This window comes from Streptomyces sp. NPDC041713 (genome assembly GCF_055591085.1).
The window spans coordinates 660,449-680,274 of record NZ_JBVIZY010000002.1; the positions used below are offsets into that span (position 1 = coordinate 660,449).

Genomic DNA, 19,826 nt, shown 5'->3' on the forward strand with positions numbered 1-19,826 from the left:
CTCGCCCCTTTCCCGTTCAGCGCGCGGAGCGTTCCGCGGCCTCGACGACGTTCACCAGGAGCTGGGCGCGGGTCATCGGGCCGACGCCGCCCGGGTTCGGGGAGATCCAGCCCGCGACCTCGGCGACGCCCGGGTGGACGTCTCCGACGATCTTGCCGTTCTCGTCGCGCGAGACGCCGACGTCGAGCACCGCGACGCCCGGCTTCACGTCCTCCGGCTTGATCAGGTGCGGCACACCGGCCGCGGCCACGATGATGTCGGCCCGCTTCAGGTGCGCGGCGAGGTCACGGGTGCCGGTGTGGCACTGGGTGACCGTGGCGTTCTCCGACTTGCGGGTGAGGAGCAGCGGCATGGGCCGCCCGATGGTCACGCCGCGGCCGACCACGACGACCTCGGCGCCCTTGATCTCCACGTCGTGCTCGCGGAGCAGCCGGATGATGCCGTACGGGGTGCAGGGCAGCGGCGCGGGCTCGTTGAGGACGAGACGGCCGAGGTTCATCGGGTGCAGTCCGTCGGCGTCCTTGTCCGGGTCCATGAGCTCCAGGACGCGGTTCTCGTCGATGCCCTTGGGCAGCGGCAGCTGGACGATGTAGCCGGTGCAGGCGGGGTCCTCGTTCAGCTCGCGGACGACCGCCTCGATCTCCTCCTGGGAGGCGGTGGCGGGCAGTTCGCGCTGGATGGAGGCGATGCCGACCTGCGCGCAGTCGCGGTGCTTGCCGGCGACGTACTTCTGGCTGCCCGGGTCGTCGCCGACCAGGACGGTACCGAGTCCGGGCGTGACGCCCTTCTCCTTCAGGGCCGCCACGCGGGCGGTCAGTTCGGACTTGATCGCGGCTGCGGTGGCCTTGCCATCGAGAATCTGGGCGGTCATGACCCCATCTTCCCGGATGAGGCCCGCCCGGTACCAATCAGGGCCGCCCTGGACGCCCCACGGGTCCCGTGGCTGATCAGCGAGGTTGCACTTGCACAACACATACCGAATGCGGCTGGACAAATAAGCCCATGCTAAAGAACGATGAGCGGCACAGTGCCGCGGGCAGTGTCGGGGGGACGGACCGCATCTGTAGAACATTCCTCCGTGATGTGCCGCGTCGTCCCCGCACCATCCGACGGAGGAAGACCGCCATGAGTTACGGCGACCCGAACAACCCATACGGGCAGCCGCCCCAGCAGCCCCCGGCCGCTCCCGGATACGGCTACCCCCAGCAGGGCCCGCCCGGCATGCCGCCGCAGGCGCCCTACGGCTACCCGCAGCAGCCCGCCTACCCCGGTTACCCGGGCGGCAACATGATGCAGCAGTCGATGCCGGGGCTGATGATGACGGCTCGCGTGTTCCTGTTCATCGTCGCCGCGGTGCAGGTCCTCATCGGCATCTTCGCGATCTTCGGCGCGGCCACGGTCAGCGACGCTTCGGACGCGGCGTCCGACACGTTCGGGGACAACGAGTTCTCCGACATCGGGCAGGACTCGGCCGCGATCATCCTGGTCATAGCCCTGCTCTTCCTCGGGCTCGCCGCACTGTCGATCACGCTCGGCGTGAAGTTCTCCAAGGGTGGCCAGGGGATCCGCATCACGACCATGGTGTACGGCATCCTCGGCGCCCTGTTCGGGGTGCTGATCCTGATCGGTTCGGCCGACGCCAACACCACCGTGGGACTGGTCTGGGCGCTGCTCTGGATCGGCTTCGGCGGAATCATGGCCGCGGCGATGATCGCCCCGTCCGGCACCGCCTGGTTCAACCGCCCGCGCTACTGAGCGACTTCTCCGCGCGCACGCAAGGGCCGCACCACTCCTGGCAAGGAGGGTGCGGCCCTTGTACGTACGGCTCAGGCTCAGGCTCAGTGGAAGAAGTGCCGCGTCCCCGTGAAGTACATCGTCACGCCCGCCTTCTTCGCCGCCTCGACCACCAGCTCGTCGCGGACCGAACCGCCCGGCTGGACCACGGCCTTGACGCCCGCGGCGGTCAGGATCTCCAGGCCGTCGGGGAAGGGGAAGAACGCGTCGGACGCGGCGTAGGAGCCGCGCGCCCGCTCCTCGCCCGCCCGCTCGACCGCGAGCTTCGCGGAGTCGACGCGGTTGACCTGGCCCATGCCGACGCCGACCGAGGCGCCGTCCTTGGCGAGCAGGATCGCGTTGGACTTGACCGCGCGCGACGCCTTCCAGGCGAAGGCGAGTTCGGCGAGCTCGCCCGCGTTGAGCGCGTCACCCGTGGCGAGCGTCCAGTTGGCGGGGTTGTCGCCGTCGGCCTGCAACCGGTCGGTGACCTGGAGCAGCGCGCCGCCGTCGATCTGCTTGACCTCGACCGCGTTGGACGGCGCCCGGTGGGCACGCAACACGCGGATGTTCTTCTTCTTGGTGAGGGCCTCCAGCGCGCCGTCCTCGTACTCGGGCGCGACGATGACCTCGGTGAAGATGTCGGCGACCTGCTCCGCCATCTCCTTGGAGACCGGACGGTTCACCGCGATGACGCCGCCGAACGCGGAGAGCGGGTCGCAGGCGTGCGCCTTGCGGTGCGCCTCGGCGACGTTCGCGGCGATCGCGATGCCGCACGGGTTGGCGTGCTTGATGATCGCGACGCAGGGCTCGTCGTGGTCGTACGCGGCACGGCGCGCGGCGTCCGTGTCCGTGAAGTTGTTGTACGACATCTCCTTGCCGTGCAGCTGCTCGGCCTCGGCGAGGCCGCCCGTGCCGTCGACGTAGAGGGCCGCGCCCTGGTGCGGGTTCTCGCCGTAGCGGAGCACGTTCTTGCGCTCGTACGCGGCGCCGAGGAAGCCGGGGTGACCGGAGTCGTCGGCGGCGGCGTAGTCATCGGCGAACCAGGAGGCGACGGCCACGTCGTACGCGGCGGTGTGCCGGAACGCTTCTCCCGCGAGCCGCTTGCGCGCCGTCAGGTCGAAGCCGCCCGCCTTGACCGCCGCGAGGACGTCCGCGTACCGCTTCGGGTCGGTGACGACCGCGACCGAGGGGTGGTTCTTGGCGGCGGCGCGGACCATCGAGGGGCCGCCGATGTCGATCTGCTCGACGCACTCGTCGGGGGTGGCCCCGGAGGCGACGGTCTCCTTGAAGGGGTACAGGTTCACGACGACGAGCTGGAAGGGCTCGACGCCCAGCTCGTCGAGCTGCCGGCGGTGGTCCTCCAGACGCAGGTCGGCGAGGATGCCGGCGTGCACCTTCGGGTGGAGGGTCTTGACGCGGCCGTCCAGGCACTCGGGGAAGCCGGTGAGCTCCTCGACCTTGGTGACGGGCACTCCGGCGGCGGCGATCTTCGAGGCGGTGGAGCCGGTGGAGACCAGCTCGACGCCCGCCTCGTGCAGCCCGCGCGCGAGCTCTTCCAGGCCGGTCTTGTCGTAGACGCTGACGAGTGCGCGCTTGACGGGGCGCTGCGCCTCGGGGGCGTTCGTAGCTTCGGCGGTCACGGGATAAGAACCTTTCGTCCCTCAATGCGGTAGCCGTGCCGGGCCAGACGCCCCACGACATCGACGAGCAGCGTGCGCTCGACTTCCTTGATGCGCTCGTGCAGAGCGCTCTCGTCGTCCTCGTCCCGGACCTCGACCACGCCCTGGGCGATGATCGGTCCGGTGTCGACGCCGTCGTCGACGAAGTGGACGGTGCAGCCGGTGACCTTCACGCCGTACGCGAGCGCGTCGCGCGCACCGTGGGCCCCCGGGAAACTGGGCAGCAGCGCGGGGTGCGTGTTCACGAACCGCCCGCCGAAGCGCGCGAGGAACTCCTTGCCCACGATCTTCATGAACCCGGCGGAGACCACCAGGTCGGGATCGTGCGCGGCGGTCGCCTCGGCCAGAGCCGCGTCCCACGCATCGCGCGTCGCGTGGTCCTTCACGCGGCAGACGAAGGTGGGCAGTCCGGCGCGCTCGGCGCGCTCCAGGCCCGCGATGCCGTCGCGGTCGGCGCCGACCGCGACGATCTCGGCCCCGTAGGCGCCGGTGCCCTCGGCCGCGATCGTGTCGATCAGCGCCTGCAGGTTCGTGCCCGACCCGGAGACCAGCACGACGAGTCGCTTGGGAGGCGCGACCACAGCGCTCTCGGCCACAGCGGGGCCCTTTCTCGGAAGGTGCGTCTTTGTACGGTCGCACGAAGGCTTCGAGCCCCGCGATACGGGGAACCCTACGAAGCGGCCGACCGCGAGCAACGATACCGGCACACGGAACCGCCCCTCACGGGACGGGGGCGCGACCGGAAGGTAGCGTCTGTGGGGAAGCGCCTGAATACCGAAGAACGCCGCGTTGTCGAGCCGCGCAACGGCTCCGCCACGGCCCTGTCACGGCCCCGCGAGGGGCCCTACCAAGGGGAAGACGCACACCTGATGCCGGACCGTAGCCGCCCTTCGTCTCCACCGCAGGACCCGGACGCCCAGGGACCGGAGTCCCGGGACGCGGGTGCCCGGGGCTCGGGCTCCCAGGGGACGGGCAAGGACGACGACAACCCCTTCGCGCCGCCGCCGGAGGGGACGCCGGACCGGCCGTGGCAGCCGCGCCGCCCGTCGGGCGAGGCCGGGCCTGACGGCGAGGGTTCCGGCTCCGGTTCCGGTTCCGGTGACGGCCATGGGTCTCCCTGGGGGAGCCAGTGGAGCGACCGTCAGCCCGGCCGCTCGCAGGGCGGCTTCGGCGACCGGCCCCGCCAGCAGAACGGCCCCGGCAAGGAGGACCCCTCGTCGCCCGGCGGCTCCGGCATGCGCTGGGACCCCGCGGACCCGGCCCAGCGCCGCGCGCGCTACGCGCTGCTGTCCGGCATGTGGGGCTTCTTCTTCGCCCTGTTCGGCTGGCGGTACCTGGCGCTGCTGCTGGGCGCGCTCGCGGTGATGTGGGCGGTGCAGGCGCTGCGGGCGAAGCCGCGTACGCGGGATGCGGCGGATGCGGCGGCACGTGCTGCCGTGTCGGCACCGACGCCGACGGCGACTGCGGCCACTCCGCCCGCGCCGGCCGACCGGGCCCCGGCCGACCGGGCCCCGGCCGACCCGCCGTCGAGCACCCGGCCGCAGACGACGGCCGCGATCAGCGGTTTGGTGACGGGTGGGCTCGCGCTGCTCATGGTGGCGGCGACGTTCACCGCGCAGCTGGTGTACCGGGACTACTACACGTGCGTGGACGACGCGCTCACGAACGCGTCGCAGCAGTCCTGCGAGGACCACCTCCCGAAGCCGCTGCGTCCACTCCTGGGCGAGCAGGACTGACTGACCGAGCCGGTCTCCTTGGCGGGGCGAGAGGACCCCGGGGGGGCAGGGGCGGGTAGCTGGGCCACGGGTGGCGCCGGAACAGGTACGGGCCCGGGGCCCACGTCCCGGGTTTGCTACTCCCCCCGCTCCCTGCGCTCCCTCTCCTCCCGCGCCTCCTTCAGGGCCCTCCAACGGGCTTCCCGGACGGCGTCCTCGTGCCAGGAGGGTGGGAGCTCGCCGGACTCCGACCGGGGGTACGCGGCGTCGGACGGCTCGGTTGCCGGCGCCGTGTCGCTCCCCGTGTCCGGGGGCTCCGCGTCGGCCAGCCGACCGAACCACGAGAGCCGGGCACGCTTGCCGCCTCCGCTCGCAACGGGTTCGCGCCCGTCTTCCGGCTCCGGCCGAACGCCTCCGGATTCGTCGGATCCGGTCAGGTCAGCGTGCCCCTCGCGCTCACCGGGCACGGGGCCGGTCTCGTCAGCCGGCTCAGACCGGACGCCTCCGGATACGCCAGCTCCGGTCAGGTCAGCGTGACCCCCGCGCTCACCGGGCACGGGGCCGATCCCGTGAGTCGGCTCCGGCCGAACGCCTCCGAATACGTCAGCTCCGGTCAGGCCAGCGTGACCCTCACGCTCACCGGGCACGGGGCCGGTCCCGTGAGTCGGCTCCGGCCGGGCGCCTCCGGTTACGTCGGATCCAGTCAGGTCAGCTTGACCCCCGTGCTTACCCGGCACGGGGCCGGTCCCGTGAGTCGACTCAGGCCGGGCGCCTCCGGTTACGTCGGATCCAGTCAGGTCAGCTTGACCCCCGTGCTTACCCGGCACGGGGCCGGTCCCGTGAGTCGACTCCGGCCGAACGCCTCCGGATACGTCAGCTCCGGTCACCTCCGCACGGAGCGCCGCCTCGGCTTCGGTCCGCCGCTCGGACGGCGGGCGCGGGGCGTCGTGACTCCCGTGCTCACCGCGCGCAGCCGCCGGGTCGTCCTCGGTCCTCCGTCCGGGCCACGGCCACCCCATCCGCCCACCTGTCGCCGCCACCTCGTCCTCGGGGCGGGCGTCAGCGTTCGCGCCGGATCGCTTCGGCCGGGCGTCGCCCTCCGCGGGGGCAGCCCCGGCCGTCGGTGCGGACCACCAGTGTCGGGGCTGTCCCTCCGCCGGTTCGGTGGCGGTGGCGGCCCCGGCGTTCGTCGTCCCGTCGTCGCCGGGCACGGCCCCCGCTCCGGGCGCCGGGGCCGTCTCACCACTCGGTACGGCGTCCCGGGGATCGGGACTGGCGCCCGCCCCATCTCCCGGTGAGGCGGCACCCGTTGCGCCGCCCCCAGGGGCACTCTCCGCCCCCCGTCGCCGCCCCGGCCATGGCCTCCGTACGCGCTCACCCGTCACCCCCGGAACACCCTCCCCAGCCCCAGGCCTCGCACCCTCGACACCGGCCCCCTCCACCGCACCCGACCGCCCCGGCCACGGCAACCGTGCGCGGCCCGTTCCCGCCTGGGGGAGGCGTGGGCGGGGCAGGCGGAGCGTGGGGAGGGTCAGGCGGCGGAGGCGGTGCCACCGTTGTCTGTCCGACGGCGCCCGCAGGCGCCACGCGCGCAGGATCAGGGCCGACGGGACACCGATCACCGTCGTCCAGGCCAGCGCCGCCGCCCCCGTCAGCCACCACACCGGACCGAACTCGGACAGGACCGCCACCCCCATCGGGCCGCCCGCCAGTGCCGCCAGCCCGGCCGTCAGCACCCCGCACACCACCGCCGCCATGGCCGACCCCGCGGCCGTCCGGCCCCGCGACCACGCTCCGCCACGCTCCCCGCGGGCGGGCGCCGCCGCCCGGGCCGTGCACCACGCCACCGCGAGTCCCGCCCCCACCGGCACCGCCACGGTCGCCCAGTTCAGCGGCGTCCCCTCGCCCGGCGACGGCAGCGCGGCCAGCAGCGGGAAGGGCGGCAGCAACGGCACCGTCCCCGCGGCCAGCGGGTCGACGACCGCCCCCGTACCGAGCGCGAAACCGGGCCCCAAGCCGTACGACGCACCCCACACCGCGGCGTTCGGCACCAGCGCGAGCGCCAGCATCAGCACCGCGAGCCGTCCCGACCACACGTCCGTGACCTGCGTGAACGACGACTGCAAGGGCCCCACGTGCAGCACCAGCGACACCGCGACGAGCAGCGCCCCGCCGCCGACGAGCGCCACCGCGCCCGCCGCCCCGGCCCGTACGACGGCGATCGCCCCGCGCCGTACGACGAAGCCGCCCGCCAGCGTCCCGTCCGGCCCCCGGGGAGGGACGACCCGCCTGTCTCGTAGAGACCCACCCCGTCGCGCACCGCCCCGCAGCGACCCACCTCGTAGCGGTCCGCCCCTCAAGGAAACGTCCCGTAGGGAGACATCCCGCAGGGACGCCGGCAGCGGCCCGTGCGGGCGGCCGTGCGCCGTCCAGACCCCGAACCCGGCCGCCACCGCCGTCAGCGCCGGCACATGCACGATCACGCCGATCCAGTCGGGCCGCAGCTCGCCGCCCGTCGCGTACAGCGCCGCGGCCACGGCGACCAGCAGGTAACCGGCCACTACGCCGGCCCACGCCGTCCGCGCCGCCTCCCCACGCCCGTCGGGCGCCGCCGCCTCCCGCGCCGCCCGGTGCACCAGCAGACCGGGGACCACGGCGAGGAGCAGCGGGGTCACCCCGATCGGCGCGGCCGCCCCCGAGAGCGTGTCCGTACGCACGAGTTCCGCGCCGTGCGCCAGCAGCCACAGCCCCGCGGCGACGTGCAGCGCACCCTGCGGCCCGCTGTCCGGATACGGCGAACTGATCCACAGCACCATCACCAGGACCGCGAACGCCCCGAGCCCGAGGCCCGCCGCGACCACCCCGCCGACCATGCAGCCGGCCAGGCCGGGCGAGCGGTCACGGACCCGTTCGCGCAACGGCTCCACGGGTGGCAACGGGGCGTGAGGATCGGTCGTCTGCGTCACCCGGCCATGCTCCCAACGACACGCGCTTTCGTCCCGTAACAGGCGAATGTCCGATGTGTCGCTCAAGATACGTTTATGTACTTATACGTACGGCGGGAGGGTCGTGCCCGGCCACCCGCCGCACGTCGGCCCACGGTGCGGAGAGTCCGACATGCCCCAGAGCCCTGCCACGCCTCTGCCGTCCCCCAAGGAACGCCGCAGGCTGCGCGAGGCGAAGTCGCTGAGCCAGGCCGACCTCGCGGCGAGGATCGGTGTCACCCGCGAAACGGTGCGCTCCTGGGAGACGGGCCGCACCCAGCCGCGGGGCCGCAAGCTCCAGGCCTACGCGAAGCTCCTGAACGCGCTCGCCGAGCCCACGACGTCCATGACACCCGCTGAGCCGCCGGTGGCGTCGAAACCGTCGGTGGCGTCGGTGGCGTCGAAGCCCTCGGAGCCTTCGCGGCCCGCGAAGGCCCAGCCCCGGGACACCGCCCCGGACAAGGCTCCGGCCAACGCTCCCGGCCGTACGGCGGACAGCGCGCCGGAGAAGGTCGTCGCGGGCAGCGGCCGCGCCACCCGCGGCGCCGGGACCACCCTGCTCGAACGCGACCGGGAGCCCGCCCCCACCGCCGCCGCCAAGCGCCCGATTAAGGCGGCTCCCGCACCGCCCCCGACGCCGGTGTCGGTGTCGGTGCCGGTGTCGGTGTCGGTGTCGGGGCCGACCGCCGTTCCCCCGCCCGCCGACCCCGCGGACCTCACGCCCGCCCAGGCGTTCGACGCCCTCTGCGCCGACTGCGCCCCCGGCCTCGTACGACAGGCGTACGCGCTCACCGGGCGGCGGGACCTCGCCCAGGAGTCGGTGGAGCGCGCCTTCCAGCTGGCGTGGCAGCGCTGGCCCGAGGTGGCCGTCGACCGGGACCCGGCGGGCTGGGTGCGCGCGGCGGCGTACGAGTACGCGATGTCCCCCTGGCACCGCCTGCGCCCCGGCCGCCGCTCGGACGCCCCGCCCGCGACACCGGCCGACCGCGCCTTCCTCAAGGTGCTCATGGACCTGCCACCCGTGCAGCGCCGCGCCCTGATGCTGTACGACGGCGTCGGCCTCGACCTGCCGGAGACCGCGGCCGAGACCGAGGCGAGCACACCCGCCACCGCGCACCGCCTGATGAACGCGCGCGAGACCGTCGGCGAGCGGCTCCCCGACCTGGCCGACCCCGAGGCACTGCACCGGCGCCTCGACGAGATCGGCAGGGGCGAGCGGCTGCGGCTCCCGAAGGCCGAGCGCATCCGCACAGGCGGCGAGCACCGCACTCGCTTCTGGACGCGTACCGCCATCGCGTTCACGACCCTGATCGTCGGCGCGACCGGGCTGACCCTGCAGCACGCCCCCACCCGGTACGAGGCCCCGCTGGCGCCGGGCCGGGCCATCAGCGGGGTGCCGCCGCGGATGGGCCCCGGCCCGTTCACACCGGCGGACCAGGCGCTGCGGAACAAGCTCCACACGGAGCTGACCAGCGGCCCCTACCGGCTGACCCCGCGGACGGAGTAGCGCGCTCCACGGCGCGAAAAAAGCGGGCCCGCACCTCTGTCGAGGTGCGGGCCCGCTTTCAGTCGCTGAGGCAGGTGCCGGGGCTGCCGTTACGGCGACCGCCGGCGCGCCTGCCGAGGCAGCCTTAGCGGCAGCCGTCGCGGCACACTCAGCCCGCGAGGATCGCGCGCGCCAGCTTCGCCGTCTCGGTCGGCGTCTTGCCGACCTTGACGCCGGCGGCCTCGAGGGCCTCCTTCTTGGCCTGCGCGGTGCCGGAGGAGCCGGAGACGATGGCGCCGGCGTGGCCCATGGTCTTGCCCTCGGGGGCGGTGAAACCGGCGACGTAGCCGACGACCGGCTTCGTCACGTTGGCCTTGATGTAGTCCGCCGCGCGCTCCTCGGCGTCGCCGCCGATCTCGCCGATCATGACGATCAGGTCGGTCTCGGGGTCGGCCTCGAACGCCTCCAGGGCGTCGATGTGCGTCGTGCCGATGACCGGGTCGCCACCGATGCCGACGGCCGAGGAGAAGCCGATGTCACGGAGCTCGTACATCATCTGGTACGTCAGCGTGCCGGACTTCGAGACCAGGCCGATGCGGCCCGGCTTCGTGATGTCGCCCGGGATGATGCCGGCGTTCGACTGGCCCGGGGTGATGAGACCGGGGCAGTTCGGGCCGATGATGCGGGTCTTGTTGCCCTTCGACTTCGCGTACGCCCAGAAGGCGGCGGAGTCGTGGACGGCGATGCCCTCGGTGATGACGACGGCGAGGGGGATCTCGGCGTCGATCGCCTCGACGACGGCGGCCTTGGAGAAGGCCGGCGGCACGAAGAGGACGGAGACGTTGGCGCCCGTCTTCTCCATGGCCTCCTTGACCGTGCCGAAGACCGGCACGGACGTGCCGTCGAAGTCGACCTCGGTGCCGGCCTTGCGCGGGTTCACGCCGCCGACGATGTTCGTGCCGTCACCCAGCATGAGCTTGGTGTGCTTCATGCCCGTGGCACCGGTCATGCCCTGGACGATGACCTTGCTGTCCTTGTTGAGGAAGATAGCCATGGTGGTGTCTTAACCTCTTCCCTTACTTCGCAGCCGCGAGCTCGGCGGCCTTGTCGGCCGCGCCGTCCATGGTGTCCACACGCTGCACGAGCGGGTGGTTGGCGTCGCTCAGGATCTTGCGACCCAGCTCCGCGTTGTTGCCGTCGAGGCGCACGACCAGCGGCTTCTCGACCTTCTCGCCCTTGGAGGCGAGCAGCTCCAGGGCCTGCACGATGCCGTTGGCGACCTCGTCGCACGCGGTGATGCCACCGAAGACGTTGACGAACACGGACTTGACGTCCGGGTCGCCGAGGATGATCTCCAGGCCGTTCGCCATGACCTCGGCGGAGGCGCCGCCACCGATGTCGAGGAAGTTGGCCGGCTTCACGCCGCCGTGGTTCTCACCGGCGTACGCGACGACGTCCAGGGTCGACATGACCAGGCCGGCGCCGTTGCCGATGATGCCGACCTCGCCGTCCAGCTTGACGTAGTTGAGGTTCTTGGCCTTGGCGGCAGCCTCGAGCGGGTTGGCTGCGGCCTTGTCCTCAAGAGCCTCGTGGTCGGCCTGGCGGAAGTCGGCGTTCTCGTCGAGCGAGACCTTGCCGTCCAGGGCCAGGATGCGGCCGTCCTTGGTCTTCACCAGCGGGTTGACCTCGACGAGGAGCGCGTCCTCGGCGACGAAGGTCTCCCACAGGGTCACCATCGCCTCGGCGACGCCCTCGGCCACCTCGGCCGGGAACTTCGCCTGGGCCACGATCTCGCGGGCCTTCTCGATGGTCACGCCCTCGACGGCGTTGACCGGGACCTTCGCGAGGGCCTCGGGGGTCTTCTCCGCGACCTCCTCGATGTCCATGCCGCCCTGCACCGACGCCATGGCCAGGAAGGTGCGGTTGGTGCGGTCGAGCAGGTACGAGACGTAGTACTCCGCCTCGATCTCCGGCGACAGCTCGGCGATCATCACCTTGTGGACCGTGTGGCCCTTGATGTCCATGCCGAGGATGTCCGTCGCGCGAGCGACGGCCTCGTCCGGGTTCGCCGCCAGCTTCACGCCGCCGGCCTTGCCGCGGCCACCGACCTTCACCTGCGCCTTGACGACCGACTTGCCGCCCAGTCGCTCGGTGGCCTCGCGCGCCGCCTCAGGCGTGTCGATGACTTCACCGGCCAGCACCGGTACACCGTGCTTGGCGAAGAGGTCCCTCGCCTGGTACTCGAACAGGTCCACGCGCGTCCGTCCCTTATCCGTGATCTCGCTGCGATCTCGCTGCTTTGGTGTCAGCTGTCTGCATGGGCGTGCCGCGGAGGGCAACGTGACTGCGCTGTCACAAGGGAGGCGTAGGACGGAGTCCGGTACGCGGCATGTCCGTCTCGCAGGTTATCGCCGCGGGACGTAGGTCCCTAAATCGCAGATCACATTTGGGCGGTGATGACGGTCACAGATGTCAACCGCCGGCACCGGCCCCGCAACGGGTGCGGCCCCCGGGGCGCCGGGATCGGCCGTTTGCTCCGGTTGCCGCAGTTGCTCCCGCAACCGGGTGGGGGCGGGGGAGCCGACGAGAGGTACGTCACGTACCGGCGCCCTCCTCAGGCACGTTGCCCCGCCCCTCAGGCACGGTGCCCCGCCGCGGTGTCCGGTATGGGAAGCGGGCGCCGCTCGATCGCCGCGGCCATCACCTCCGGGAAGAGGTCGGGGGTGCAGGCGAAGGCCGGCGCGTCCAGCGCGGCGAGCGCCGCGGCGTGCTCGCGGTCGTAGGCCGGTGTCCCCTCGTCGGAGAGCGCGAGCAGCGTCACGAACTGCACCCCGGACGCCTTCATCGCGGCGACCCGCTTCAGCATCTCGTCGCGTATGCCCCCTTCGTAGAGGTCGCTGATGAGTACGACGACGGTGTCGGCGGGCCGGGTGATCTGCGCCTGGCAGTACGCGAGCGCCCTGTTGATGTCCGTGCCGCCGCCCAGTTGGGTGCCGAAGAGGACGTCGACGGGGTCGTCGAGCTGGTCGGTCAGGTCGACGACGTTGGTGTCGAACACGACGAGCCGCGTGTCGAGCGAGCGCATGGACCCGAGCACGGCCCCGAACACCGAGGCGTACACGACGGAGGCGGCCATCGACCCCGACTGGTCGATGCAGAGGATGACCTCCTTCTTCACCGACCGGGACGCCCGCCCGTACCCGATGAGCCGCTCGGGGACGATCGTCCGGTACTCCGGCAGGTAGTTCTTGAGGTTGACCGCGATGGTGCGGTTCCAGTCGATGTCGTGGTGGCGCGGCCTGCTGACGCGGGCGCTGCGGTCGAGGGCGCCGGTGAGCGTGGCACGGGTGCGGGTCGCGAGCCGCTTCTCCAGGTCCTCGACGACCTTGCGCACGACGGCCCGCGCGGTCTCCTTGGTCGTCTCCGGCATGGCCTTGTTGAGCGAGAGCAACGTGCCCACGAGGTGGACGTCCGCCTCGACGGCCTCCAGCATCTCCGGCTCCAGGAGCAGTGCGGAGAGGCCTAGGCGGTCGATGGCGTCGCGCTGCATGACCTGTACGACGGACGAGGGGAAGTAGGTCCGGATGTCCCCGAGCCACCGCGCCACGGACGGCGCGGACGCGCCGAGCCCCGCGGAACGGTCCCGCCCCCGCCCGTCCTTCTCCCCCGCCCCGCCGTACAACGCGCTCAACGCCCCGTCCACCGCCACGTCCCGCCCCTGAAGCGCCCACCCGGTCCCGTCCCCCCCGTCGCCCCCCAACACGAGCCGCCATCGCCGGAGGCGGGCGTCGGGGGCGGCGGGGGTGGCGGTGTCGGTGGTGGTGTCGGCGGTGGCGGTGGCGTCGGGGGTGGCGGCGGTGTTGGCGGTGGCGGTGGCGTTGATGCGGCTGCTTCCGCTGTCCGGGCGGGTCACGGCGTCCGTGCCGGGCACGCCGTCCGTGCGGGTCGCTTCGGGCGGGCGGGGCACGGCGTACGCGCCGGTCGCTCCGGCCGCGCGAGGCTCTCCGTCAGCGCCGGACACCTCGTCCGGGCAGGTCACGCCGTTCGCACGGGTCGCACCGGCTGCGCCGGACACTCCGTCCGGGCAGGTCACTCCGTCCACGCCGGTCGCACCGTCTGCGCCAGGCACTCCGTCCGGGCGGGTCACGCCATTCGCGCCGATCGCACCGTCCGGGCGGGTCACTCCGGCCGGGCTGGTCACTCCGTCCGCGCCGGGCAGGTTGGTCGCACCGGTCGCGTCGGTCACCCCGGTCACCTTGGTCGCCTCGGTCACGTTGGTCACCTCCGTCGTCCCCCTCGCCCCGATCGTCGCCGTCATCCCGTCACCCCCATCAGCTCGCTGCCCTTGGTCGTTCCAGCCGAGGACCTCGTCCCGTCCGGCGCGGCCCGTCCGACGCGGTCGCGTGGGGGTCGGTCGCCCCTGACCCGGCCGACAGGCCGAGCAGGAGGCGCACGATGGGCACCACCGCGTCCGCGCGCGCCGCGTCGAGTTCCCCCACGGAGCCGGGCGTCCCCGCGCCGTCGCCGCTCGACCCGGCCCCGGCGCGGGCGGGCCCGCGCCGTATCAGCTCACCCAACGTCCGCCGTACCCCCGGCTCGTACGCCGAGAAGGTGCGCCGCAGCAACGGCAGTACGTCAGTGAAGGCGTCGTCCGACACCCCGCACAGCCAGTCGTCGACCAGCCCCAGCAGACGCGTGTCGTGCATCAGCAACATCCCGCCGCCGGTGCCGCCCCCGACGAACCCCTCGATCCAGGCGGCGCCATCAGCCGGTGCGCTCCCTCGGGAGAGCGCGAGCCCCATGAGCCGGGCCACCTCCTCGTCCCCCAGTTCCCCACCGTCCAACAACAACCGCACGCACCGCCCCCGCACGATCCCGGCCACGCCCTCCCGCTGACCGAGCACACGCAACACGGCCCCCCACCGCACCCGCATGCCCGGAGCGGCCACGCTCCCGGCGGGCGCCGGCTCGGCGGGGTCCGGCGCGGTGAGGACCGACTCTGCGAGGACCGGCGCAGTAGGGGACGCCCCCGTGAGAACCGGCTCGGCGGGCGTCAGCTCGTCCAGCAGGCCCACCGCCTGGTGAACCGCGTCGACATGCCCCCGCATCTCCAGCGCCGCGTCCGCGTCCAGCCCCGCGCAGGCCGGCGGCAGCCCCACGAAGATCCGCTCGGCAAGGCCGAGGGCCACCTCCCCCAGCGCCTCCGTGCCGGTGCCCCGCACGTCCCCGTACCGGAGCGACCGCACCAGCGCGGGCAGCGCCTGCGCGAGGTGACCGACGTCCGTGTCCAGGGCCGCCCGGTCCGCGAGGACCCGCATCACCACGGGGAGCGCGTCCGGCAGCTCCGCGAACAGACACCGCTCGGCGAGCGCGGTGACGTCGGCGAGGGCCCGCGCCTCGACCGCGTCGGACGCCGCCTTCCCGGTGGCCGCGCCCAGGACCGTGGTGCCCCACACCCCCGCCTCCGCGACCCGCACGGACAGCTCCGGCTCCCACCGCAGCCGCCAGGTCTCACGGAACGTCCCCGTACTCCCCCGGGACACCGCCGGCTCGCCCCAGCCGATGCCGAGCAGCCGCAGCCGGTGCAGCAGCCTGCTGCGCGCCGCGTCCGTCTCCTTGCGGAGGTCGAGCTCCAACTCCCGTTCCAGCGCCTCCGGTTTGAGGCGCAGTCGGCGCTGTAGCCGGGTCAGGTCCCGCTGCAACGGCACCGCGGGCGCCGCCTCCGGCACCTCGCCCAGCACGTCACCGACGACGAGCTTGTCGTGCACCAGAGCGAGTGGCACGTCGGAGCCCTCGCACATCACCGCCCGTACGGCGTCCGTCGTCTCGGTGAGCCCGGCCAGCGGCCGCCCCCGCATCGCGGCCAACGTGTCGGCCAGCCGCACCGCTTCGATGACGTGCGCGGACGAGACGAGCCGGTCCTCGTCGCGGAACAGCCCCGCGACCTTCGTCATCCAGCGCTCGATGGGCCGGTCGGGCGCGGCGAACAGGTGGCCGTACCATCCGGGCGAGGCGATCCCCGCCCCGTATCCGCTCGCGCGGGAGAGCCGGCGGTGGGTCCACGGCACCCAGGTCATCTCCGCCTTGACCTTGGGCAGCCCCTTGAGCAACGCCCGGTCCGCGGCCACCGTGGTCGTCCGCCGCAGCGCCGGCACGTGCCAGGCCCCGCATACGACAGCGACCCGACCGGCCCCGAACTCCTTCGCCGTCGCGCGCAGTTGGAGCCTCATGTACGCCTCGCGCACGAGGTCACGGCCGCCGTGACCACCGTCCCCGTAGGCCTCGCGCAACGCCCCCATCGCCTCACCCAACGCCTCGAACGGAGCGAACACGTCACCGCCGGCCCCTCTGCGCTCACCGTCCGCCCCGCGCCGCCCGCCGCTCGTCTCCAAGTGCTGGCCGCCCGCCGCCCGCTGCTCGCCGCCCGACCCTCGGTGCCCGCCGTTCGCCCCGTGCTGCTCGCCGCGCGTACCCAGGCACCCAGCGTCCATCCCCCGCTGTTCGCCGCCCGCCCCCAGGTGTTCGGCTCTCGTCCCCCGGCGCCCGCCGCCCGCCTCGCGCTGCTCGCCACCCGCCCCCAGGTGCTGGCCGCCCGTCCCCCTGGGCCCGCCGTCCGCCCCCAGGTGCTGGCCGCCCGTCCCCCCGGGCCCGCCGTCCACCCCCGGCTGCTCGCCGCCCGTACCCAGGCGCCCGCCGCCCACCCCCCGCTGCTCGCCGCCCGTCCCCCGGTGCTCGACGACGTCCTCCCACCACCGTTCGGGGTCGTCGTACCCGGCGGTCTCGGCGAGGACGGCAATTGGATCGATCCGCACGTCCCCCGCACCGCGCCCGTCCCCCTCACCACGCCCGCGCCGCTCATCGTGCCCCTCACCTCCCCCGCCTCTCCCGCCTTCCCTGCCCCCCTCTGCGTGCTCCTCTTCCTGCTCCTCCTCGGCGCGCAGCGCCAGCGAGTGCGCCGCCGGGAGGTCGATGAAGCGCACCGGAACGCCCTCCCCCAGGGCCCACCGGATCGCGACCCACTCCGGGGAGAACTCCGCGAGCGGCCAGAACGCGGAGCGGCCCGGCTCGTCCACCACGTGCGCCAGCAGGGCGACGGGCGGTCGCATCCCCTCGTCGGCGGCGAGATCCACCAGGGCGTCGGCCTCCGGCGGGCCCTCGACGAGCAGGATGTCGGGCCGCGCCGCGTCGAGCGCGGCCCGGACGGCGCGCGCGGAGCCCGGACCGTGGTGCCGCACCCCGAGCAGCAACGGTCCCCGCGTGTTCGCCCTGCGCCCACCCGTCTTCGGCACCTGCTCACCCGCATTCGTCACGTGCCCGTCCGTATTCGTCACGTGCTCGCCCGTGTTCGTCATGCGCTCACCTCGCGGCACGCGCGGTAGAAGTCCTTCCAGCCGTCGCGCTCCCGCACGACCGCCTCCAGGTACTCCTGCCAGATGACGCGGTCCGCCGCCGGATCGCGCACGACGGCTCCGAGGATGCCGGCGGCGACGTCGGCGGGACGCAGGACGCCGTCTCCGAAGTGGGCCGCCAGCGCGAGCCCGTTGGTCACGACGGAGATCGCCTCGGCCGTGGAGAGCGTGCCGCTGGGCGACTTCACCTTCGTACGGCCGTCCGTCGTGACGCCGTCGCGCAGCTCGCGGAAGACGGTGACGACACGGCGTATCTCGTCGATGCCCTCGGGTCCGGTGGGCAGGTCGAGGGAGCGGCCGATCTGGTCGACGCGACGCGAGACGATGTCGACCTCGGCGTCGGCACTCGCGGGCAGCGGCAGGACGACGGTGTTGAAGCGGCGCCGCAGGGCGCTCGACAGGTCGTTCACGCCCCGGTCGCGATCGTTCGCGGTGGCGATGAGGTTGAAGCCGCGGACAGCCTGCACCTCCTGCCCCAACTCCGGGATGGGCAGCGTCTTCTCCGACAGGATCGTGATCAGCGTGTCCTGCACGTCGGCCGGGATGCGGGTCAGTTCCTCGACGCGGGCCGTCATGCCCTCAGCCATCGCCCGCATGACGGGGCTGGGCACGAGCGCGTCGCGGCTGGGGCCGTGGGCGAGCAGCTGGGCGTAGTTCCAGCCGTACCGAATGGCTTCTTCCGGGGTGCCCGCGGTGCCCTGCACGAGCAGCGTCGAGTCGCCGCTGACCGCGGCGGCGAGGTGCTCGGACACCCACGTCTTGGCGGTGCCGGGCACGCCGAGCAGCAGCAGGGCGCGGTCGGTGGCGAGGGTGGTGACGGCGACCTCGACGATGCGGCGGGGCCCCACGTACTTCGGCGTGATCACCGTGCCGTCCGGCAGCGTGCCGCCGAGCAGGTACGTCGCGACGGCCCACGGCGAGAGCTTCCACCGGCGCGGCCGAGGCCGGTCGTCCTGCGCGGCGAGCGCGGCCAGTTCGGCGGCGAAGGCGTGCTCGGCGTGCGGCCGCAGGGCCTGCTCGACGGGGGTGGGGGCGGGCGCGGCGACCGCACCACCCGGCACGGCACCACCCGACACGGCACCACCCGGCACGGACTCAGCGGCGGAGCCGCCCGCGGAACCTCCGGCGGAACCGGACGTGGGCGTGGCCGCAGACGTGGGCGCGGGCGTGGGCTGATTCGCGGTCGCGGACGTCGTCGAGTCGACGGAAACGGTCATGGAGCGATCCCCCTCCAGCTCGTCCGGACACATCTGGCCCGGATGTGTCTCCACCGTGCACCACGCCACTGACAATCGCCCTTCGCACGCCGCTGACCTGCAACGATGGGCGCGTCAGGGTCGATTGTCAGTGGCGGCGCCTACCTTCGAGACATGACTCAGCAGGGGGTGCGCTGGACGGCGGATCAGGTGCTGGCACTGGCTCCTGATGCCTCGTCACGCAAGGCGGGCAGCAAACTCGGCGTCGCCGGCCCATGGTCGGAGGCGGGCAGTTCTGACAAGGGGACGGTGTGGGGGCTGTGCAAGGGCAGTGGCAGCAAGCCGTATCAGACGGTCGTGGACATCGCGGATCCGGCGTACAAGTGCAGTTGTCCGAGCCGCAAGTTCCCGTGCAAACACGCGCTGGGGCTGCTGCTGGTGTGGGCGGGCGCGGACGGCACCGTGCCGGAGGGCGCCGAACCGCCGGAGTGGGCCGAGACATGGCTGGCCGCACGCCGCAGCAAGACGAACACCCGGCGCGATCCGGCCGCGACACCGGCCGCCTCCGCCGATCCCGACGCGGCGCGCAGACGGGCGGACAAGCGGGCCGAGCGGATCACCGCGGGGGCGACGGAGCTGGAGCAGCGCCTCTGCGACCTGCTCCGTAGCGGAACCGCGACGGCCGAGCAGGCGGGGTACGGACTGTGGGAGGAGACAGCGGCCCGCATGGTCGACGCCCAGGCCCCCGGGCTGGCCGCGCGCGTACGGGAGTTGGGGGCCATCCCCTCGACCGGCCCCGGGTGGCCGTCCCGGCTGCTCGCGGAGTGCGCGCTGCTGCACCTCCTCGACCAGGGCTGGCTCCACCGCGACCGGCTGCCGGACGAGCTGGCCGCCACGGTGCGCTCCCGCGTCGGCCTGCCGGCCAAGGCGCAGGGACCGTCGATACGGGACCGCTGGCTGGTCCTCGCGCAGTACGACACGGCGGACAGCAGACTTACCACCCGCCGCATCTGGCTCCACGGCACGGAATCGGACCGCTTCGCGCTCCTGCTCTCGTACGGGGCCGCGGGGCGCGCGCCCGAACTCGCCCTGCCGGTCGGCCTCGTGCTCGACGCCGAGGTGAGGCGGTACCCCGGCGCGAGTCAGCTCCGCGTGGACCTGGGCGAACAGTTCGCGGCGCCGACACCGGGGCCGCACGGGCGGCCGCCGGGCATACGGACGGACGAGGCGGCCGACCGCTACGGGGAGGCGCTGCGCGGCGACCCCTGGCTGGAGTCCTGGCCGGTGACGCTCACCGAAGTGATACCGACCCAGGACGAGGCTTCCTGGCAACTGGCCGACGCGAACGGCGCCTCGGCACTGCCCCTGACCCCGTACGCGGCGTCGAGACCGGGCTTGTGGCGCCTGGTGGCCCTGTCGGGCGGCGCCCCCCTGACGGTCTTCGGCGAGCACGGCCACCAGGGCTTCACACCACTGGCGGCGTGGTCGAACGACGCGGGAGAGACGGTGACGCTGTGCTGAGGGGTGGGGGTGGCGCGGGAGGTGCCGGGGTGGTGGGGGACGGGGGCGGTTGTGGGGCGC

The 19,826-nt window shown here is 73.3% G+C and carries 13 protein-coding genes; 4 read left to right on the top strand and 9 right to left on the bottom strand.

Translation table 11 applies throughout. From position 1 onward, the window contains the following. Window positions 1-16: 16 nt before the first annotated feature. Window positions 17-871, bottom strand: coding sequence for a bifunctional methylenetetrahydrofolate dehydrogenase/methenyltetrahydrofolate cyclohydrolase (locus tag ACZ6CV_RS07845; RefSeq protein WP_355803687.1), 855 nt, complete (start codon window positions 869-871; stop codon window positions 17-19). A gap of 254 nt (window positions 872-1,125) precedes the next feature. On the opposite strand from ACZ6CV_RS07845, the gene ACZ6CV_RS07850 reads away from it, so the two are divergent. After that, window positions 1,126-1,755 (top strand): hypothetical protein, encoded by a 630-nt coding sequence (locus tag ACZ6CV_RS07850; protein ID WP_469250049.1) that lies wholly within the window; start codon window positions 1,126-1,128, stop codon window positions 1,753-1,755. 83 nt (window positions 1,756-1,838) lie between these two features. On the opposite strand, the gene purH is transcribed toward ACZ6CV_RS07850, so the two are convergent. After that, window positions 1,839-3,416 carry a bifunctional phosphoribosylaminoimidazolecarboxamide formyltransferase/IMP cyclohydrolase gene (gene purH / locus ACZ6CV_RS07855; protein WP_469250050.1) on the bottom strand — a complete coding sequence of 526 codons (1,578 nt, stop codon included), beginning with the start codon at window positions 3,414-3,416 and terminating at the stop codon, window positions 1,839-1,841. Further along, complete coding sequence (gene purN, locus ACZ6CV_RS07860) at window positions 3,413-4,051, bottom strand: phosphoribosylglycinamide formyltransferase (protein ID WP_469250051.1); 639 nt, start codon at window positions 4,049-4,051, stop codon at window positions 3,413-3,415. Before purN ends, purH begins: the two co-directional genes overlap by 4 nt. A gap of 273 nt (window positions 4,052-4,324) precedes the next feature. Between purN and ACZ6CV_RS07865 the strand changes: the two genes are divergently transcribed. After that, window positions 4,325-5,191, top strand: coding sequence for a hypothetical protein (locus tag ACZ6CV_RS07865; protein ID WP_469250052.1), 867 nt, complete (start codon window positions 4,325-4,327; stop codon window positions 5,189-5,191). A gap of 116 nt (window positions 5,192-5,307) precedes the next feature. Here ACZ6CV_RS07865 and ACZ6CV_RS07870 read toward each other — a convergent pair whose 3' ends face one another. Further along, the gene (locus tag ACZ6CV_RS07870; protein WP_469250307.1) at window positions 5,308-8,043 is read right to left on the bottom strand and encodes a cell division protein PerM; all 2,736 of its coding nucleotides are present in this window, start codon (window positions 8,041-8,043) and stop codon (window positions 5,308-5,310) included. A gap of 244 nt (window positions 8,044-8,287) precedes the next feature. Between ACZ6CV_RS07870 and ACZ6CV_RS07875 the strand changes: the two genes are divergently transcribed. Then, window positions 8,288-9,661, top strand: a complete 1,374-nt coding sequence (locus ACZ6CV_RS07875; RefSeq protein WP_469250053.1) for a helix-turn-helix domain-containing protein — start codon at window positions 8,288-8,290, stop codon at window positions 9,659-9,661. A 148-nt stretch (window positions 9,662-9,809) separates the two neighbouring features. On the opposite strand, the gene sucD is transcribed toward ACZ6CV_RS07875, so the two are convergent. From sucD to ACZ6CV_RS07900, 5 genes are all read right to left on the bottom strand, one after another. Continuing rightward, the gene (sucD, locus tag ACZ6CV_RS07880) at window positions 9,810-10,694 is read right to left on the bottom strand and encodes a succinate--CoA ligase subunit alpha (RefSeq protein ID WP_362363635.1); all 885 of its coding nucleotides are present in this window, start codon (window positions 10,692-10,694) and stop codon (window positions 9,810-9,812) included. Window positions 10,695-10,716: 22 nt separating this feature from the next. After that, window positions 10,717-11,895, bottom strand: coding sequence for an ADP-forming succinate--CoA ligase subunit beta (gene sucC, locus ACZ6CV_RS07885; protein WP_362363632.1), 1,179 nt, complete (start codon window positions 11,893-11,895; stop codon window positions 10,717-10,719). 380 nt (window positions 11,896-12,275) lie between these two features. Continuing rightward, a complete protein-coding gene (locus ACZ6CV_RS07890; RefSeq protein ID WP_469250308.1) occupies window positions 12,276-13,403 on the bottom strand; it encodes a VWA domain-containing protein in 1,128 nt (375 codons plus the stop codon). Window positions 13,404-13,971: 568 nt separating this feature from the next. After that, complete coding sequence (locus tag ACZ6CV_RS07895) at window positions 13,972-16,992, bottom strand: DUF5682 family protein (RefSeq protein WP_469250054.1); 3,021 nt, start codon at window positions 16,990-16,992, stop codon at window positions 13,972-13,974. Continuing rightward, complete coding sequence (locus ACZ6CV_RS07900) at window positions 16,989-18,266, bottom strand: ATP-binding protein (RefSeq protein ID WP_469250055.1); 1,278 nt, start codon at window positions 18,264-18,266, stop codon at window positions 16,989-16,991. Before ACZ6CV_RS07900 ends, ACZ6CV_RS07895 begins: the two co-directional genes overlap by 4 nt. Before the next feature lie 153 nt (window positions 18,267-18,419). Here ACZ6CV_RS07900 and ACZ6CV_RS07905 point away from each other — a divergent pair, with 153 nt between their 5' ends. Beyond that, window positions 18,420-19,766, top strand: a complete 1,347-nt coding sequence (locus ACZ6CV_RS07905; RefSeq protein ID WP_469250056.1) for an SWIM zinc finger family protein — start codon at window positions 18,420-18,422, stop codon at window positions 19,764-19,766. Window positions 19,767-19,826 lie beyond the last annotated feature (60 nt).

Bases quoted from the DNA above. Each gene is read 5' to 3' on its own strand.
- ACZ6CV_RS07900 (WP_469250055.1), bottom strand. From the start codon at position 18,266: ATGACCGTTTCCGTCGACTCGACGACGTCCGCGACCGCGAATCAGCCC.
- ACZ6CV_RS07905 (WP_469250056.1), top strand. From the start codon at position 18,420: ATGACTCAGCAGGGGGTGCGCTGGACGGCGGATCAGGTGCTGGCACTG.
- ACZ6CV_RS07895 (WP_469250054.1), bottom strand. From the start codon at position 16,992: ATGACGAACACGGGCGAGCACGTGACGAATACGGACGGGCACGTGACG.
- ACZ6CV_RS07875 (WP_469250053.1), top strand. From the start codon at position 8,288: ATGCCCCAGAGCCCTGCCACGCCTCTGCCGTCCCCCAAGGAACGCCGC.
- ACZ6CV_RS07870 (WP_469250307.1), bottom strand. From the start codon at position 8,043: ATGGTCGGCGGGGTGGTCGCGGCGGGCCTCGGGCTCGGGGCGTTCGCG.
- sucD (WP_362363635.1), bottom strand. From the start codon at position 10,694: ATGGCTATCTTCCTCAACAAGGACAGCAAGGTCATCGTCCAGGGCATG.
- ACZ6CV_RS07850 (WP_469250049.1), top strand. From the start codon at position 1,126: ATGAGTTACGGCGACCCGAACAACCCATACGGGCAGCCGCCCCAGCAG.
- ACZ6CV_RS07845 (WP_355803687.1), bottom strand. From the start codon at position 871: ATGACCGCCCAGATTCTCGATGGCAAGGCCACCGCAGCCGCGATCAAG.
- ACZ6CV_RS07865 (WP_469250052.1), top strand. From the start codon at position 4,325: ATGCCGGACCGTAGCCGCCCTTCGTCTCCACCGCAGGACCCGGACGCC.